Source organism: Streptomyces sp. NPDC059582 (assembly GCF_042735715.1).
In the GTDB taxonomy this organism is placed as follows: Bacteria; Actinomycetota; Actinomycetes; order Streptomycetales; family Streptomycetaceae; genus Streptomyces.
Map to the genome: position 1 here is coordinate 32894 of NZ_JBHWCC010000030.1, position 17281 is coordinate 50174.

14 protein-coding genes are annotated in these 17281 nt (G+C 71.0%); 2 read left to right on the plus strand and 12 right to left on the minus strand.

The genetic code is table 11. The features are described from left to right. Positions 1 to 60: 60 nt before the first annotated feature. The 4 genes from ACFV0T_RS24465 to ACFV0T_RS24480 form a co-directional block, all read right to left on the minus strand. Positions 61 to 438, minus strand: a complete 378-nt coding sequence (locus tag ACFV0T_RS24465; RefSeq protein ID WP_385783051.1) for a fic family toxin-antitoxin system, toxin component — start codon at positions 436 to 438, stop codon at positions 61 to 63. Next, complete coding sequence (locus tag ACFV0T_RS24470) at positions 438 to 677, minus strand: hypothetical protein (protein WP_385782877.1); 240 nt, start codon at positions 675 to 677, stop codon at positions 438 to 440. The genes ACFV0T_RS24465 and ACFV0T_RS24470 overlap by 1 nt, the downstream gene beginning before the upstream one ends. Before the next feature lie 254 nt (positions 678 to 931). After that, entirely contained in the window at positions 932 to 1555 is a 624-nt protein-coding gene (locus ACFV0T_RS24475) for a hypothetical protein (RefSeq protein WP_385782880.1), read from the minus strand. Between the two features lie 632 nt (positions 1556 to 2187). Continuing rightward, complete coding sequence (locus tag ACFV0T_RS24480; RefSeq protein ID WP_385782883.1) at positions 2188 to 2730, minus strand: hypothetical protein; 543 nt, start codon at positions 2728 to 2730, stop codon at positions 2188 to 2190. Between the two features lie 348 nt (positions 2731 to 3078). Between ACFV0T_RS24480 and ACFV0T_RS24485 the strand changes: the two genes are divergently transcribed. Beyond that, positions 3079 to 5376: an FUSC family protein gene (locus ACFV0T_RS24485; protein WP_385782885.1), complete on the plus strand. Its 2298-nt coding sequence runs from the start codon at positions 3079 to 3081 to the stop codon at positions 5374 to 5376. Positions 5377 to 5880: 504 nt separating this feature from the next. Beyond that, positions 5881 to 7086 carry a cytochrome P450 gene (locus ACFV0T_RS24490; protein ID WP_385782888.1) on the plus strand — a complete coding sequence of 402 codons (1206 nt, stop codon included), beginning with the start codon at positions 5881 to 5883 and terminating at the stop codon, positions 7084 to 7086. Between the two features lie 375 nt (positions 7087 to 7461). Here the strand turns inward: ACFV0T_RS24490 and ACFV0T_RS24495 are convergent, their stop codons facing one another. The 8 genes from ACFV0T_RS24495 to ACFV0T_RS24530 form a co-directional block, all read right to left on the minus strand. After that, positions 7462 to 8106, minus strand: coding sequence for an SDR family NAD(P)-dependent oxidoreductase (locus ACFV0T_RS24495; RefSeq protein WP_385782891.1), 645 nt, complete (start codon positions 8104 to 8106; stop codon positions 7462 to 7464). Between the two features lie 839 nt (positions 8107 to 8945). After that, complete coding sequence (locus ACFV0T_RS24500; protein WP_385782893.1) at positions 8946 to 9206, minus strand: hypothetical protein; 261 nt, start codon at positions 9204 to 9206, stop codon at positions 8946 to 8948. Between the two features lie 418 nt (positions 9207 to 9624). Beyond that, positions 9625 to 12024 carry an ATP-binding protein gene (locus ACFV0T_RS24505; RefSeq protein ID WP_385782896.1) on the minus strand — a complete coding sequence of 800 codons (2400 nt, stop codon included), beginning with the start codon at positions 12022 to 12024 and terminating at the stop codon, positions 9625 to 9627. Between the two features lie 315 nt (positions 12025 to 12339). Continuing rightward, positions 12340 to 13104 (minus strand): ABC transporter ATP-binding protein, encoded by a 765-nt coding sequence (locus ACFV0T_RS24510; RefSeq protein ID WP_385782898.1) that lies wholly within the window; start codon positions 13102 to 13104, stop codon positions 12340 to 12342. Next, positions 13101 to 13901 carry an ATP-binding cassette domain-containing protein gene (locus tag ACFV0T_RS24515; protein ID WP_385782901.1) on the minus strand — a complete coding sequence of 267 codons (801 nt, stop codon included), beginning with the start codon at positions 13899 to 13901 and terminating at the stop codon, positions 13101 to 13103. The genes ACFV0T_RS24510 and ACFV0T_RS24515 overlap by 4 nt, the downstream gene beginning before the upstream one ends. Next, positions 13898 to 14755, minus strand: coding sequence for an ABC transporter permease (locus ACFV0T_RS24520; RefSeq protein ID WP_385782904.1), 858 nt, complete (start codon positions 14753 to 14755; stop codon positions 13898 to 13900). Before ACFV0T_RS24520 ends, ACFV0T_RS24515 begins: the two co-directional genes overlap by 4 nt. After that, complete coding sequence (locus ACFV0T_RS24525; RefSeq protein ID WP_385782908.1) at positions 14752 to 15717, minus strand: ABC transporter permease; 966 nt, start codon at positions 15715 to 15717, stop codon at positions 14752 to 14754. Before ACFV0T_RS24525 ends, ACFV0T_RS24520 begins: the two co-directional genes overlap by 4 nt. Continuing rightward, positions 15717 to 17234: an ABC transporter substrate-binding protein gene (locus ACFV0T_RS24530; protein ID WP_385782911.1), complete on the minus strand. Its 1518-nt coding sequence runs from the start codon at positions 17232 to 17234 to the stop codon at positions 15717 to 15719. Before ACFV0T_RS24530 ends, ACFV0T_RS24525 begins: the two co-directional genes overlap by 1 nt. Positions 17235 to 17281: the final 47 nt, after the last annotated feature.

Below are 17281 nucleotides of genomic sequence, written 5' to 3' on the forward strand. Positions count from 1 at the left end.
TCACCGCTGGACGGCCGACCGGCCCGCCGCGACGACCGCGGGGAAGGTGGTGAGGAACTTTCAGGTGGCCTGTGGCCAGGCCCGCAGCAGGACGGCGATCCTCGCTGCGGTACAGGCGGGATCACGCAAGAGGTCGCGCAGGGCGACGGCGTCCTCCCTGGTGGGCTTGACCGGGACACCGGACGCCTCCAGGTACATCACGCCGGTCGCCGCGGCGACGGCCATGTTGGAGCGCTCCAGCCAGCGGCAGCGGCCGAGGATGTGCACCAGGGCGGCGGCGCGGGCGTAGATGCCGTGGTAGACGGGTTGATCCAGCAGTTCGGCCCGGTGACAGGCGACGGCGGCCGCGGGCACCCCGTAGTCGTCGGGGGCGGGATCCCCGGCTCCCGCGATCTCCGCGACCTGCAGGATCCAGGGGACGTCGATGTGCAGGTCCATCACGCGGCGTGCGCTCCGGGCGTGCGACGGTCGGCGTCCTCGGCCTCGTCGAAGACGTCCTGGTGCTCGGCGAGGAAGCGCTCTGCGGCGTCCAGTCCTCGCTGCCGCAGCCCGTCGGCGTCCTCCCGCACGAGGACGCTCAGGTAGTCGCCGAGGCTCAGGCCGCGGTCCCTGGCGCGGGCTTCCGCCAGTTTCTTGACCTCGTCATCGACGCGCGCACCCAGCTGTGTCTTCGCCATGCCTTGATGGTAACAGCTGTTACCAAGGTCTGGGGCCCTTGCGGGAGGCGCCGCCCCGTACGGGACGGCGGGAGGCGCCGCCCCGTACGGGACGGCGGGAGGCGCCGCCCCGTACGGGACGGCATTCTCGTCCGCCGAGAGCGCGATCAGGGGCGCGCGCGACGCTCTGCGCCGGCCGCGCCAAGCCTCCGGCGACACCGCGGTCCGCGCCCAGGAGAGTTCGGTACGGGCTCGGACCCCCGGCCAGGAGCGGGCTACCGGGCCGACAAGGCCAGCGCACGGGAAATCGCGCCGGAGACCTGCTCGCAACGATCAGGCAGGTGCGTCCCCGCCCAGAGCACGGCCAGGCGGAAGAAGTCGGCCAGATCGCGTTCCACGCCCGCCAGCAGGTGCCGTAGCTCCGTCACGGGCACCTCGATGACCGGGCTGGTGTCCACGTCTCCGTCGCACGTGAGGCGGACGATGTCGCCGTGCCGTCCGGCACCCGGTGAGGGATCGTGGCCGAACCACGCGGCACGGCCGTCGCTGTTGACGACCTCCAGCCAGTCGCCCCGGTCCTCCAGCCCGCTGCAGCAGCCCGGCAACAGAACCCTCCCGGTCACGGCGTCGGTCACCTTGAGCCCGCCCGACGCGAAGAGCGGATCCATGGTCAGCAGCCCGTGCAGGAAGCCCCCGACCGGATCGGCCGGACGCGGAGGACGTTCGTCTCCCGGGTCGATGTCGTTGCAGGCGGCCAGCGCCATCACCGCGGTGCCGACCTCGTCCGGCGCGAGCGATCCGCCGAGTGCCAGGAAGGCGCAGGGCTCGAACTCGACGACCGGCCACAGGTCGAAGCCCTCGGGAGCACAGATCTCCAGGACGGGTTGCACAGTGATCACCCGTGGATGATGCCGCACCACCGCACGGCTGCCCACTGCACCTCATGGCCTCCGCGGAGCAGCCGCCGTGCGGGGTAGCCGAAAGACGCCCCAGGGTCTCGGGGGTGGCCGCGCGCATCATCAGGCGCCGGAGCGAGGGCGCCCCCTGTGGCGATCCGCCTCCGCTTCCGCCACCCGCCCACCGGATCCGCGGCGTCGCGGAGACGGCGTGTCCGCGTCCACCAGGTGCCGGCCGCATCCAAACGGGTCACATCGCCGCACACCACCGAACCCACCTCGGCACAAACCGCGTTACACAGGACCCCACCCGTCACAGGAAAGGCTTCCGATGCACCGCACCAAGCTCCTCGCCGTCTGCGCCCTCATCACCGCCGCAGCCACCGGATTCCTCGCCACCACAGCCCTCCGCAACCGCTGAGCCCCACCTCTCGTCCACTCTCCGCTCCGGGGACGGGCCGCCTGCCCACACCACGCACACGGCGCGCAGCCCACCCCGGAAACGTGGCCAGGCGGCTCCGACCCGGGACGTCCGACGGGATCCCGCACAGACGTCAGGTCGGCACTCTCGACCACCACGCCCGCGGGGCCGCACATCCGACCGTCAAGACGACCGACCCGACGCGGTCACAGCACTAGCGGTGGTCACGGACAGGGACGTCGGGCGCGAAGTGGGCGACGGCGGTGGCGAGCCGGTCCTGGTCGAGACGCCACCCCGTCACCGCCCGGGACGCGATGGCGACATCGGCCGGCACCGGGACCATGCGCTCCAGGACGGCACGGCGCTTGGGGCCGTCCCCGGGCAGGGCCGGAGCATCCTCTCGACGGCTGACCCCGACGTAGGGCACGGAGGCGCTGCGCACGGTCTGTCGCCAGAGCACAAGAGCCGTGACGTCCTGCCAGGGCACATGAGCGGTGGTGGCCGCGTACCGGGCCGGACTGCCGCCGAGCAGCACGCCTGTCTCGTCCACCCGGAAGGCGACCTTGCGGCTCAGCGCCATGAACGCCATGAACACTCCGCCCCCGCCGAACAGGAGCAGGCCCAGTGCCTGCATGAGCGGCGGTGTGTCGGAGAAAAGCAGGACCGCGGTGAAGCCGGCACACACCGCTACGACCCCCGTGGTTTTGAGGTCCCAGCCGTACCGCGCCTCGTACACGGGTGAGTTGTCGTCGACCATGGTTGGATCATGGTGGCAACCGTGTCTGCAGGAAAGCCCTTTGGGGAAGTCCTTACGGTTCGATGACCTGCGCGGCGTCAACGAACCACAGCAGGGAGCGCGTCCGAGTTCGCTGATCCATGGTGCGGACGGCGGTTGCCGCCGCAGCCGGGCGCACCGCCCCGTCTCCCCAGTACCCCACGACCGCCACGTCCGGCGAAGGCGGTTCACCGTGCGCGAAGCCCGCGGCCTTCGCTGACCATGGAGAACTCGGCCACGATGATCAGGGCCGGGGCTGTGATCCCATGTCATCGTCTGTGGAGGAGGCCCTGGTGAGGTGGGGTCCCCGTCGCCAGGAGGAGCGGGCTCGTGCAGACATCAGACCCGGACAGCCGTCTCAGGGCGGCCGTCTCATGGCTCCGTGCCCGCGACCCCGAGCTGGCGGCGACCCGACGTGCCGGGCGCGCCGCCCTGGTGATGCCCGGTCTGTTCGCCCTGTGCAGCCAGGTGATCGGCTCGCCCGCGATGGCGACCTACGCCGCCTTCGCCTCGTTCGCGATGCTGTTGCTCGTGGACTTCACCGGTCCCATGGCCGAGCGCCTGCGGGCGCACCTCGGTCTCGGGGTCGCCTGGGTCGTCCTCATCTGCCTGGGCACGCTCGTGGCTCATCACACCTGGCTGGCGGTCGTCGTCACCGTCGTCATCGCCTTCCTGGTGCTGTTCTCCGGAGTCGTCAGCTCCGTCCTCGCGGGCGCTTCCACCGCGCTGCTGTTGGCCTTCGTCCTCCCGGCGACCTCGCCCGCGCCGCTGTCCCAGCTCCCGGACCGACTCGTCGGGGCGGCGCTGGCGGCAGTCACCGCCATGCTCGCGATCTCCCTGCTGTGGCCCCGGCCCGGGACGGACCCGCTCAGCGCACCCGCTGCCCGCGTATGCCGGGCCGCGGCGCAGCAACTGCGCAGCGACGCCAGCCGTTTGGCGGACGAACCACACTGCCCGAACCCCGCCCAATGCAGGGTCACGGCAGCCGAAGCCACGGCTGCGGCAGACGAGCTGCGCGCCGTCTTCGACGCCACCCCCTACCGACCCACCGGGTTGTCCAGCGGCTCGAGGGCGCTCGTCCGTCTGGTCGACGAACTGACCTGGCTCGGGAGCATTCTCGCCGACAGTACGCCTCCGCCGGACGGCCAGCCGGCCTGCGACGCGGCCGCGCACCAGGCAAGGCGGGCCGCCGCCGCGGTGCTGGACGAGGCGGCCGTCCTGCTCGACACCCCGCGCAACTCCCCACAGGCACTGCGCTCCGCGTCGGAACGCCTGCGCACGACACTCGAGGACATGGAGCGCAACGCCACCCTGAGACTTCCCGTGCACAAGGAGGGGACCGGCACGCCGTCCCGGGTGCACCCCGTGATCGGGTTCCTGGACCTGTCGTTCCGCGCGCAGGAAGTGGGGTTCGCGACGCTGCAGATCGCGAGCAACGTGGATCGCGCGGCGGCCGCCGATCGCCGCTCCTGGCACGATCGTCTCCTCGGCAGTGAGCCCGGCACCGTGACCGCGCCCCTGGCCTCGGCGCGCGAGCGCGCCGCCGCCCACCTCCAGCCGCAGTCCGTGTGGCTGCACAACAGCCTCCGGGGAGCGCTCGGCATCGGTGTCGCGGTCGCCCTCGCGAACCTGACCAGCGTCCAGCATTCCTTCTGGGTGGTCCTCGGAACCCTGTCGGTACTGCGTTCGAACGCCCTCAACACAGGGCAGAACGCGATCCGCGCCGTCGGCGGCACCGTCGCGGGTTCGCTGATCGGAGCCCTGCTGCTGCAGTTGATCGGCCATCACGGCACCGTGCTCTGGATCCTGCTGCCCCTCGCCGTCCTGCTCGCCGGCACCGCCCCTTCCGTCATCTCCTTCGCCGCAGGCCAGGCGTCGTTCACGATCACCCTGGTCGTCCTGTTCAACATCGGCCAGGACCCCGACTGGCACATCGTGCTGCTGCGCATCCAGGACATCGCCATCGGCTGCGCCGTAAGCCTGCTCGTGGGCCTGTTCTTCTGGCCGCGTGGAGCGACGGCCGCCGTGAACCGGGCGCTCGCCGAGGCGTACGCCGACGGCGCCCGCTATCTCGCCGGTTCGGTGGCGTTCGCGGTGGGCCGCTGCGGCCCCGGCCCGGCCCCGGTGGCGGATGCCGCGCTGGAGGACGGGCGTGTGGCGGCCGCGGCGGCACGTCGGCTCGACGACGCCTTCCGCAGCTACCTCGCCGAGCGCGGCGCGAAGCCTGTACCGCTCGCCGACATGTCCACTCTGGTGACCGGCGTCGTGGGACTGCGCCTCGCCGCGGACGCGGTGCTGGGTCTGTGGCAGCACGCCGAGGAACAGCGTGCCGAAGCGGACCGGGCAGAGGCCCGACTCGTCATCCTGGGCGCGGCCGGCCGGGTGAGCGGCTGGTACAGAGATCTCGCGGCCGCGCTGAACCGGGCTGGCGACCTCCCGGATCCCCTGCCCCGCAATCCCGCGGCCGAGGGACAGTTGGTGGAGTCCCTGCGCCGTGACCTGACCGACGAGAAGGGCCAGGCCACCGCCACGGCCGTCCGTATCATCTGGACGGCCGACCACCTCGATGTCGCCCGCCGCCTGCAACCGAGCCTGGCGGCAGCCGCGGCGGCGGGCCACCCGTCATAGCCGCGACGCGACACGTGTGTCGTCCAGTCGGGTGAACCGTACGAAACCGGCGGCCGCGTCGATGACGACACAAGGCCGTAGGTGCCGCGGCAGCGGGTGGACCCTGCGAAGGGCGACGACGAACCGGTCGCCCATCACTCCACCGCCGTAGGCCCCGTGCACACCTTGCGGCCAGTCGGCAGCGCCGAACCGAGTGGCCTTCGCCTTCCGCCCAGTCGTTCCGCGAGACCGGCCGGACACAGCCGGACCAGCCCGACAGCCCGTCGGCAGGCGGCCGTCAGATGTCGGGCGCCCCGGTCTCCGCGGACAGCCCGCCGACTGCGCGCGATTCCCGTCCGCGGTGCACGCTATGGACAGAGCGCCAGTGGCAGGTACGGCCGATGCCGGCCGACCGCCGCGCGGGATGCGGGCGGCGCACCGCACCGGAGGCCTTCCGATGGCCTCGAACCACCGACCGGCATATACATGGAGCTGGGAAGATTCGGTAAGAAGGAGAACTGCGCGATGACCTCAGGCGACAAAGCGATCACGTGTCCGTTCGACTTCAGCGAGGGCTTGGAGTTCGATCCCTCCCTGACGGCGCTCATGGACCGCGAGTCCATCACCCGGATCCGACTGCCGTACGGTGACGGTGACGCCTGGCTGGTCACCGGGTTCGACGACGTGCGACAGGTGACCACCGACCAGCGGTTCAGCAGGGCGGGGATCGTCGACCACGACTATCCGCGGTTGACGCCGGAACCCATCGTCTCCCGCGAGTCGATCAACGTGATGGATCCCCCGCGCAGCAGCCGCCTCCGGCGCCTGGCGTCGCAGGCGTTCACCCAGCGGCGGGCGGACGAGATGCGCGGGCGGATCACCAAGCTCGCCGACACCCTGCTGGACGAGATGGCCGTACAGGGCCCGTCGGTGGACCTGGTGCGCCACCTCTCGGACCCCCTCCCCCAGCAGACCATCTTCGATCTGCTCGGGATCCCCCGAGACGACTGGGCCACGACCCAGCATCACTTCCACCAGTTGCTCGCCACCGGCCCGGACGGCCGCAAGGGCGCCGCGACCGCCAAGGCCGAGCTGCGCGCGTACTTCGGCGAACTGATCGAACAGCGGCGGAGATCCCCCGGGAACGACCTGATCAGCGCGCTGGCGGCCGCCAAGGACGGCGAGGACGTCCTCGACGACGAGGAACTGGCGGTCATGCTGCTGACGCTGACGCTCAGCGGGCAGGACACGGCGACCTGCCAGATCAGCAACATCTGCTACCTCCTGCTGACCCGCCCCGAGCTGATGAAGCACGTCAGCAGCCGGCCGGAGGACCTGACGGACGTCCTGAACGAGCTGCTCCGTGTCATCCCCTTCCGCAAGGGGGTCGGCATCCCCAGGGTGGCGGTGCAGGACGTCGAGATGGGTGGAGTGCTCATCCGGAAGGGTGACTTCGTCCACGTGTCGTACCTGACGGCGAACCGCGACGCTGAACGGTACCCGGACCCGGAGTTCATCGACCCGGACCGGCCCCCCTTGCCGCACATGACCTTCGGCTGGGGCGGACACCGTTGCATCGCCGTGCCGTTGGCCATGGCGGAGCTGGAAGTGGCCATCGGGCGGCTGCTGGACCGGTTCCCGGGGCTGCGGCTGGCGGTGTCGCCTGAGGAGGTGCGCTGGGACACGGAGACGATTCGCCGCTTCCCGATCGAGCTGCCGGTCACCTGGTAGGAGCTGCCTGGTGATCCGCTTCGCCGAAGACCTTGATGGCCCGCCGCCCGGAGGCGCATGCGAGGTGTGACTGCACCACAGCTGAACACGCGCTGATGGCCAGGAGTTTCACGAGACGCTCGGCCGGGGTTCCCAGCCGAGCGTCTCGGTGTCGCACGCAACAACAGGGGCGGCACCGCCGCTCCTGCACACGTCGACAGCCGGAAGGACCGAGGGTCGTCGACAACGACCCATACAAAGCAACACCGTTGACGAGGAACATTGCCGGCCCGATGAGCCCTCGCCCCCCTGGCCCGTACCGGAAGATCGAGATTATCGCGTTACCCCACAGCGCCGCAGGGTTGTAGAGTCACGTCGCTTCTGCCCCAACTGATGTCAGCATGCTGTCGTCATGGCCTGCGCGGTGCAGGGCGTGCGCACGAGGGTCTCCGCGCCGACGACTTCACCGGAGGCTCCGGCCTGTTCGCCGGGCGAGTTGCTGAAGTGCTGTCCTCCACTCGCCCGGGACCGCCCGGACGGGGCCACAGTGCCGGGGAGGCGGACCCTTCGCAGGTTGGCGCGATGAGTTGACTTTTCCATGATTTCCTTGACTTTCGTCACTCTGTGGCGCCTGTTTTCGCTGACACCCGACCCGATCAGAGGGATCGGATCAGGCCGCCGTCGACGCGCCGAGATCACGTTGGTCTCGTAGGCTTCGCTCCAGTCTTCGGCGGTCGCGTCGTCCCAGGACACATTCCGGTAGGAACCGGCATTGTTGACCAGGATGCCGACCGGGCCGTTGGCCAGCGCCCCCGCCACCACCGCGTCCGCGCCTTCGTCGGTGGTCAGGTCACCGATGGCGACGTCGGCGCGACCACCATCGGCGACGACGGGCTCCGCTACGGCGTCGGCACGCTCCTTGTCACGGCCGTGCACGACCACCGCAGCCCCCTCGGCCGCGAGCATCTTCGCCGTCGCCGCGCCGAGACCTGAACTCGACCCGGTCACCAGGGCGCGTTTGTTCGTCAGTGCGTAGTCCATGATGTTTCGCCTTCTGTTCCTGAAAACGCGGCGCCGATGAGCACCGAGCCAGGGCGGGCGTCGCGAGACGCGCAGCCGGACGCTGAAGAGGAAGCACTCCTCCGCTATACCGGAGGAGCATCTCCACTTTAAGCGGAGGCATACCTCCGGTGCAAGGGAGGGCGCCGTGGATACGAGGTGCCGTACAGCACAGCCACCCCTGGATATCGGCGGCGGCCGCGGCGCGACACAGCCCGCCCGCATGAGAAGAACGAGGTCAAAGCGCTGACAGCGCGGCCGGACGGCCCAGCCCAGCCCAGCCCACGCCGGCGGCGGCGGCCCGCTGCTGACGGATAGATCAGTCACGATCAGTCACTGCAGGGGATAGCAGGACCCGCGTCACGCCGACGTCGGTGCCTGCTCGGCCGAGATGGTCTTGCCGATCCCCTCATGACGTGCCCCGGGACCTCCACGGTGAGCGCGCGGTCGCGGATCAAGCGCAACCTGATGACGCCCGTCGCGTGGCGGATCACCGTGGTGGCGAGTTCGCTGACGACCAGGTTGGTGGTGCCGATGAACTCCTCCCGCCCCCACCGCGTCAGCCGGTCGCGAGCCGCGCCGCGGGCCTTGCGTACCGACAGGGGCTCGGGCGGAAAAGTCCAGGAGGCCACGTCGTCCACGCCGAGGCTCCGCGTCCTGGCCACAAGCAGCGCCGCCCCCGCCTCGAGGGCACCCCGCCAAGTCGAGATGGCCATCTCCTTGCGGCGAAGGGCCGGTCCGTGGCGATGCGCTCACGAACCGGCCCGTTGCGGCCCGTTGAAAGAGCCGCGTGCCTCATCCCGGCCGGGAATCAGCGGCAGTCACCTGCCGCCACCACCCCCGCCCCAGCCACCGCCGCCACCGTTGCCGCCGCCACCCCAGCCGCCGTTGCCGCCGTCACCCCAGCCGCCGTCATCGTCATCGCCCCAGTAGGATCCCCCGTGGTCGTGGGAGCTGCTGTAGCTGTAGCCGTGACTCGGGCTCGCCGAAGCGGTTCCCGCCGCGCCGATCGCGGCACCACCAGCAAGGAGCAGGCCGGCAGCGGATACCGCGAAGACGCGCCTCGCACGTTGTGATCGCATGGGAAAGTACCTCTCATCGTGTCTCGCGACTCCCGAAAGAGAAGGCGCGAGGCGGATGGCCGCCGCCATATAAGGGGGACATGCGACGGTCTCTTGGCTCACCACGTCGCAGGTGGGCGGACGCCGTAAAAGTAGACGTCCTCAAGCCCGGCAGAAGTCGACACACTGGGGCGTGGGACCTGATTGTGCGCGGTCGTGCCACCTCGTCGGCCGGTGTTCCGCCGCGTCGCGGCTTTCACTCGAAGAGCCTAATCCCACCCGTCTCATGCGTCACCTCGGGCGGTGCACCGCCCCATCCGCTCTCGGGCGGCTTCGACCGCCCGGCCGGGATCCGGGAAATCCCGGTAGGGATCGGGATCCGAAACGCCGACGCCCGAGCCGGTCCGGTCCGGTCCCCTATACCTCACCCACCCCTTGCTCAGGCGGTCGCCGGGTCGGGTTCGGGGTCAGGCGGAGACTGGCAGCCGAGGAGGCCGCGGAGCCGTTCGCGCAGGGGCGGTACCTCCGGCGGTTCCGTGTCACCGATGAGGTCCTCCGCAGTCCGCCACGCCACGGCGGCGGCTTCAGCCCGTCCGGCCGCGGCGAGTGCGGCGGCCTGGACAAGGCGGCTACGGCCCGCTCGCACCCTGTCGCCGGTGCGAGCGAACTGAGCGGCAGCGGCTTCGCTCGCCTCGATCGCCTCGTCGTAGCGGCCGGCGACCGTGGCGATCCCGGCGATCCCTTCGAGTGCGAGGCCCACGCCGGTGCCGTGCCGGATCCGTTCGAAGACGGCAAGCATCTCCCGCATGTCGGTCAGCGCGTCGTCGGGTCGGCCGTCCTCGTGCGCCAGCCAGGCGCGGCCCGCGAGCTGATAGCCGAGAGCGAACGCGTGCTCGTCGCCGCTCCGCGCGATCCGCACCGCCGTTTCGTTGAGTTCGATCGCCTCGGCACGGCGCCCGGCCAGCCGGTAGGCGGTGCTCAGCCCGCCCACGGTCCAGACATGCTGAGGTCCCTTCTCCACGGGCAGCAGCGCCACCGCGCGTTCGAGCACCGCGACGGCCTGGTCGGCGTGCCAGAACTGCATGTACAACGTGCCGAGTGCCGTGCGGGCCCGTATCTCCTGGCCCTCGTCCCCGAGCTCGGCGAAACAGTCGACCGCCGCGGTGAGCACGTTCACCGCGTCGTCGAAGCGGTAGAGGTCACGCAGGGCCTCCCCGTGGCACAACATGGCTTCGGCGAGTACGGCTCTGTCACCGAGCGGCTCGGCGACGGCGACGGCCTGCGCGGCCGAGTCCAGAGCCAGGATCACCTCACCGGAGTTGCGGTACGCGTACGACACCTGGAGCAGTGCCCGGGCCCTGCGCAGGTCGTCGTCGGCCGCCTCGGCCGCCTCGGTCGCGGCGCGCCACAGGACCAGCCGGTCGGCGTGGTCCTCCGCGCGGCCCAGCAGCGGGCCCACGGCGGCGGCCAGCGCCCAGGCGGGTTCGTGCAGCCCGCAGGCCACCGCCCGGCGCACGGCAGCCAGGGCGTTCTCCCGTTCCGTGGCCAACCAGGCCCCGGGGGCGACGTGTTCCGTCAGCCACGCCAGCAGCCTGGCGAGGCTCGTGGCGCGCTCATCAGAGGTGTCCTCGGCCTCGGTTCTCTCCGTGGCGAACAGCCTCAGGAGGTCGTGCAGCCGGTACCGACCGAGGCTGGGCGATTCCACGAGCTGTACGTCGACGAGCCGCTCCAGCGCGGCCGCGACCGCGGAGGACTCGCCCCCCGCGAGAGCGGCGGCGGCGTCGAGGCCGAACGCCGGGCCAGGATGCGCACCACAGCGCCGGAAGACCAGGCGATCCAGGACAGGCAGTTCCCTGTACGACGCTTCGAAGCTGGACCGGACCGCCAGATCCCCCAGCCGGAGCGCATCGAGCCGCTGCCGTTCATCCTCCAACTGGACCGCGAAGTCAGTGAGTTCCCATGACGGCCGGGCCCGTAGACGGCCGCCGGCGATCCGCAGCGCGAGCGGCAGGCCACCGCAGGCGGTGACGATGCGGGGGGCGGCACCGGGCGGGGCACCGGCCACCCGCTCCGCCCCGACGACCTCGGCGAACAGAGCCAGCCCGCTGTCCGAAGCCAGCCCGCCCAGCACCTGCGCGGCGGACTGTGCGAGGTCCGCGAGGAGACGGCGGCCGGTGACCAGTACCAGGCAATCCGCGCCGCCCGGGAGCAGCGGCATCACCTGGTTCGCGTCCCGGGCATCATCGAGAACCAACAGGACTCTGCGGTCGGCCAGTTCGGAACGGAACCGGGCCGCGAGGTCCTCGACACCACCGCGCCGCTCGTCCTCGGCGACGCCCATCGCGCCCAGGAAGCGGGCCAGTACGGCTTCGGGTGCGAGCGGGTCCGCGCTCGCACCGCGCAGCGCCGCGAAGAGCTGCCCGTCCGGGTAATGGTCACGTCGGTCATGCGCGATACGCAGCGCCAGCGAGGACTTGCCCACGCCCGGCGGGCCGACGAGCACGATGACGCGACGACCCCGCTCGATCAGCTCGTCGACGTCGGCCAGTTCCCGTGCCCGGCCCGTGAGAGTCGGCGCGGCGGGCAGTTCGGCCGGCCGGGCCGCCGGGACCCGGCCGCCGCCCGGCCCGGTATCCGGACCGGTCAGTCGCTGCTGCCATACGGCGAGCCACCCCACGACCCCGGTCAGGATCCCGACGGCGGGCCACGACAACCACGCCACCGTGTCCAGCGGGGCGGGCAGACTGCCCCCGGTGGCGACGTTCACGGCGACCGCGAGCAATACGGACAGCAAGCCGGAGAGCACGCCGATGAGTGCGATCGCCTGCTGTCGTCGCATCCCTCGCCCCGTCCGCCGCCCCGCACGTGTGCACAGTGTGCCGCGGCGGCAAGGACGCGTCAGCCTCTCGCGGTTCGCAGGCCGCGAGCGGTACTCGGCGGCCATGCCACCGGACGACGTATCTCCCGCGGCGGGAACGCGGCAACGTCCACATGTCAGTGCCCGTCCGGTCAGGGCAAGGGCAGGGGTGTCGGTGCCCGGCCAGGGCGAGCACCGGCGCCTCCGCAGCACCGGTCCGGGCGGCGCGGAGGCAGAGTCCGGCGCCCGGTCACGACAGATAGCGGCAGGGATCCGCGCCGCGGGCTCGCGTGTCGCTCAGGCCGGCAGGCGCGGCACACTGTCGATCAGGCGGCGGGTGTACGGGTGGGCCGGGGCGCCCAGGACCTGCGCCGTGTCGCCCTGTTCGACCAGGCGGCCGCGCTCCAGTACGGCCGTGCGTTCGCACAGGGAGGCGACGACCGACAGGTCGTGGGAGACCATCACGAGCGTCAGCCGCCGTTCCTCCTTGAGCTCGGCGAGCAGGTCGACGACCTTGACCCGGGTCGTCACGTCGAGGGCGCTGACGGGTTCGTCGGCGAGCAGCACGCGCGGGTCGCACACGATCGCGCGAGCGATGGCGATGCGCTGGCGCTGGCCCCCGGAGAACTCATGGGGGTAGCGGGCGGCGGCATCGGCGGGCAGGCCGACCCGTTCGAGCGCCGCGGCCACCTTCGGCGCGGCGGTCGTCCGGGTGTCGAGGCCCAGGGACCGCAGCGGTTCCGCGACGATCGCGGCCACGCGCCGACGCGGGTCGAGGGAGGAGTACGGGTCCTGGAACACGCACTGGACGCTGCGCCGGAAGCGGCCCATCTGCTGCCGGTCGCGCGGGGACAGCGTCTCGCCGTCGAAGCGGACGGTGCCGGCCGTGGGACGGGCGAGTCCGAGCAGGAGGCGCAGCAGGGTGGTCTTGCCCGCGCCGGACTCACCGACGAGGGCCAGGGACTGCCCCTGCTCCACGGCGAGCGACACGTCCTGTACGACGTCGGCGGCGGCGCCTCGGTAGCGTACGGCCACGTCCGCCAGCTCCAGCACGGGTGTCATGGCGCGCTCCTCAGGTCCAGGGCGGACTCCAGCTTGCGGGCGCCCGCGACGAGCGCCTTGGTGTACGCGGCCCGGGGTGTGCCGATGACGTCCAGGACGGGGCCTTCCTCGACGGCACGGCCGTCCTTCATGACCAGGGCGCGGTCGGTCACCTTGGCGACGACGGCGAGGTCGTGGCTGACGCACAGCACGGCCATCTCCCGTTCGCGTACCAGGGTGTCGAGGAGCTCCAGCATCTCGGCCTGCACGGAGACGTCGAGCGCGGTGGTGGGCTCGTCGGCGATGAGCAGGCTCGGTTCGCAGGCCAGGGCCATGGCGAGGGCGACGCGCTGGCGCTGGCCGCCTGATATCTCGTGCGGGAAGGCGCGGGCGATGCGCTCGGGATCGGGCAGCCGTACCCGGGCCAGCGCTTCGGCGACGCCCGTGCGCAGGGCCCGCCCCTTGAGGCCGGTGCGACGGGCCAGGGGCTCGGCGATCAGGCGGCCCACCCGCATCAGGGGGTCGAGGGCGGTCAGGGGCTCCTGGAAGACCACGGCCGCGTCCCGTCCGCGGAGGGCGGTGAGCCGTTTCTCCGGGGCACCGACGATCTGCGTTCCGGCCAGTTCCACGCTGCCGGTCGCGGTCATCCCGTCGGGGAGCAGGCCCAGCACGGCGAGCGTGGTCAGGGACTTGCCGGAGCCGGACTCACCGATCAGGCCGAGCCGTTCACCGGTGTCGACGGTGAAGGACAGGTCGTCGACGAGGGTGCGCCCGTCGTCGGTTCGCACGGTCAGGCCGCGCACGTCGAGGAGACTCATGTCCGCCTCCGGCGGGTCGCCGGGTCGAGGGTGTCGCGCAGTCCGTCGGCGATGAGGTTGACTCCGACGACGAGCAGGACCAGCAGGATGCCGGGAGCGAGCGCGCCGGCGGGGGCGGTGGTGAAGGTGGCCTGGGCCTCCTGGAGCATGCGGCCCCAGGAGGCGTTGGGCGGCGGCGCGCCGAGGCCGAGGTAGGACAGACCGGCCTCGGCGAGCACGGCCAGACCGAACTGGAGGGCGAGGTTGACCACCAGGGTGGGCCAGATGTTCGGCAGGACGTGTCCGGCCACCGTGCGCGGCCAGGAGGTGCCCGAGGTCCGGGCGGCGGTGACGTAGTCCTGAGCCAGGACCCGCTTGACGAGGATCCGTACGAGGCGGGCGACGATCGCGCTCTGGGCGAGGCCGATCGCGAGGACGGCGGAGCCTAGGGTCGCCGAGCGGGCGGCGACGACGAGCATCGCGAGAAGCAGGGTCGGGAACGCGATGAGGATGTCGAGGAAGGCGGCGAGGGTGTCGTCCAGCCAGCCCTGCGCGAACGCGGCGAGCACGCCGAGGGTGACGCCGACGAGCGCGGCGATCAGGACCGAGCCGAGACCGGCCTCGACGGCGATGCGGGAGCCCGTCATCAGCTGGGTGAACAGGTCCCTGCCCAGCTTGTCGGTGCCGAGCAGGTGCCCCTCCCCCGGTCCCGCGAGCCGGCCGCCGGAGGTGTCGTCGACGCCGTAGGGCAGCCAGACGAGCGAGACGACGGCGAGCAGCGCGATCAGAAGGGTCAGCGTGCAGCCGGCCAGCAGGGTGACGGAGCGGCGGCCGCGGGCCGCCGTCGGTTTGCGCGGGACGTCCGTGCCGGTCACCGGGCACCTCCCGAAAGGCGGCCGCGCAGCCGCGGGTCGATGACGCGCTGGACCAGGTCGGCGACGAAGCCGATCACGAGCACGGCGAGCGTGGACACGAACAGGACGCCTTGGACGACCGGGTAGTCGTGCTGGGCGATGCCGGTCGCGAGCAGCGAGCCGAGGCCCGGCAGCGCGTACACGGACTCCACGACGACGGCGCCGAGCAGCGTGGAGGCGAGTTCGATGCCGAGGACGGAGATCACCGGTACGGAGGCGTTGCGCAGCCCGTGCCGCCACATGGCCCCGGGGAAGGACGCGCCGAGGGCGCGAGCGGTACGCAGGTAGTCGCTGCCGAGGACGTCCAGGGCGGCGGAGCGGACGTAGCGGATGAGTGAGGCGCTCATCACCAGGGCGATGGTGACGACCGGAAGGACGAGGGCGCGGACGGCGTCGGCGGGCGCGGACCAGCCGTCGAGCGGGAAACCGCCGGACGGAAGCCAGCCCGCGTTCAGCGCGAACACGGCTATGAGGATCATGCCGAGCCAGAACACCGGTATGGCGATGCCCAGTTGGGAGATTCCACTGAGCAGGGCGCCGTACCAGGTGTGGCGTTTGTACGCGGCCACGAAGCCTACGGGTACGGCGATGACGACGGCCAGGACGAACGCGGCCAGCGTCAGCGGGACGGTGACGTCGAGCCGGGCGCTCACCTCGGGGCCGACCGGCAGCGAGCTGACGAAGGACGTGCCGAGGTCGCCGCTCACGAGCTGCCCGAGCCAGTGGGTGAACTGCTCGGGCAGCGGCCGGTCGGAGCCGATGGAGTGGCGGGCCGCGGCGATCTGCTGCGGGCTCGCGCCCACCGAGGTGAGCGCGTTGGCCGGGTCGCCGGGCAGCAGGCGCAGCAGGACGAACAACACCACGCTCGCCAGGGCCAGCGACACCAGCAGGAAGCCGAGGCGGCGCAGGAGATAGCGCCCCATCAGCCCTTCTTCTTGATGTCGTAGGCGTAGAACTGGGAGTTGAGGCCGTTGAGCGGATAGCCGGAGAGCTTGCTGCTCGCGACGACGATCTGCGGGTACAGGTAGAGCCAGTCGCTGGCCGCGTCCTCGGCGGTCCGACGGTTGACCTTCTTCAGCAGTTCGGTCTGCTCGGCGGTCGTGGAGGCCTCCTCGGCCTGCTCCACCCACTGGGTGACCTGCTTGTCGTCGTACCCCCAGTAGAAGTCGGGGTTGCCGTACCAGACGAGGTCCCGGTCGTTGACGTGCTCCTGGAGCGTGGCCGTGAAGTCGTGGTTCTTGTAGACCTTCGTGTACCACTCGTCCGGCGTGATCGTGTTGATCTCGACGGTGATGCCGACCTTCGCGAGCTGGGACTTGATGAAGGTCGCCGCGGTGGGGTGCGGGTCGTAGTTCGGGGTGTCGAGGGTGAAGGAGAAGCCCTTGGCGTAGCCGGCCTCGGCGAGCAGCTTCTTGGCCTGGGTGACGTCGTAGGCGTTGACCTTCGTGAGGTCCTCGTACCAGGGGTCGGTGGGCGGCACCATCGAGCCGATGAGCTTGCCGTAGCCGCCCCAGACGGACTCCAGGAGCTTCTTGTCGTCGATGGCGGCCGAGACGGCCTGGCGGACCTTGACGTCGGTGAACGGCTTGGCCTTGTCGTTGAAGGCCAGCAGCAGCTTGGTGGTGGAGTCGCCGTCGTTGACCTTGTAGTTCTGGTTGGTCTTGAACTGCTCCAGGGCGTCGGGCGACTGCTCGCTGGTGACCACGTCGACGGCGTTGGTCAGCAGCGCGTTGTTCAGCGCGGTGGCGTCCTTGTAGTAGTGGAAGACGACCTGCTTGTTGGCGGCGGCGTCGCCCCAGTAGCCGGCGAAGCGGTCGAGGCTGAGCGCGGAGCCGCGGGTCCACTTGGCGAGGGTGTAGGGGCCGGTGCCGTCCTCGCCGGTCTTCAGGTCCTTCGCCTGGGAGTTGATGATCCAGACGTAGGAGAGGTTGTAGACGAAGGAGATCGACTTCTTGGACAGTGTGACCTTGACGGTGTGCGCGTCCGGGGTGGCGATGTCCTTGATGACCTCGAGGTTGCTCTTGCGGGCGGACTGCGAGTCGTCCGCGAGGACCTTCTCCAGGCTGTACTTGACGTCGGCGCTGGTGAGTTCCTTGCCGCTGTGGAACTTCACGCCGTCGCGCAGGGTGAAGGTGTAGGTGAGGCCGTCCGCACTGGCCTGGTAGTCCTGCGCGAGGAGCTTGTCGACCTTGCCGTCGTCGGTGAGCCGGAACAGGCCCTCGTACACGTTGCCGTTGAGGGCCTCGGTGACGCCCTGGCCGCCGCCGGCGGTGTTGTCGAGGTTCTGCGGCTCGTACAGGGAGCCGATGTTGACGGTGGCGTTCTTGTCCCAGGTGCCGGCCGAGGCGCTGTTCGCGCCCGAGCCGCCGCAGGCGGTGAGCGCGAGGGCGAGGGCGGCCGCTGTCGCGGTGACATACAGGGTCGACTTGTTGAGTCTCATGGCTGAGGGCGCTTTCGTGCGGGAAGAGGCGGGCGGGCTGCGGATCG

What these genes read in the sequence shown, in the direction of transcription:
- ACFV0T_RS24465 (WP_385783051.1), bottom strand. Translation starts at nt 438, where the DNA reads ATGGACCTGCACATCGACGTCCCCTGGATCCTGCAGGTCGCGGAGATC.
- ACFV0T_RS24470 (WP_385782877.1), bottom strand. Translation starts at nt 677, where the DNA reads ATGGCGAAGACACAGCTGGGTGCGCGCGTCGATGACGAGGTCAAGAAA.
- ACFV0T_RS24480 (WP_385782883.1), bottom strand. Translation starts at nt 2,730, where the DNA reads ATGGTCGACGACAACTCACCCGTGTACGAGGCGCGGTACGGCTGGGAC.
- ACFV0T_RS24490 (WP_385782888.1), top strand. Translation starts at nt 5,881, where the DNA reads ATGACCTCAGGCGACAAAGCGATCACGTGTCCGTTCGACTTCAGCGAG.
- ACFV0T_RS24495 (WP_385782891.1), bottom strand. Translation starts at nt 8,106, where the DNA reads ATGGACTACGCACTGACGAACAAACGCGCCCTGGTGACCGGGTCGAGT.
- ACFV0T_RS24500 (WP_385782893.1), bottom strand. Translation starts at nt 9,206, where the DNA reads ATGCGATCACAACGTGCGAGGCGCGTCTTCGCGGTATCCGCTGCCGGC.
- ACFV0T_RS24505 (WP_385782896.1), bottom strand. Translation starts at nt 12,024, where the DNA reads ATGCGACGACAGCAGGCGATCGCACTCATCGGCGTGCTCTCCGGCTTG.
- ACFV0T_RS24510 (WP_385782898.1), bottom strand. Translation starts at nt 13,104, where the DNA reads ATGACACCCGTGCTGGAGCTGGCGGACGTGGCCGTACGCTACCGAGGC.
- ACFV0T_RS24515 (WP_385782901.1), bottom strand. Translation starts at nt 13,901, where the DNA reads ATGAGTCTCCTCGACGTGCGCGGCCTGACCGTGCGAACCGACGACGGG.
- ACFV0T_RS24525 (WP_385782908.1), bottom strand. Translation starts at nt 15,717, where the DNA reads ATGGGGCGCTATCTCCTGCGCCGCCTCGGCTTCCTGCTGGTGTCGCTG.
- ACFV0T_RS24530 (WP_385782911.1), bottom strand. Translation starts at nt 17,234, where the DNA reads ATGAGACTCAACAAGTCGACCCTGTATGTCACCGCGACAGCGGCCGCC.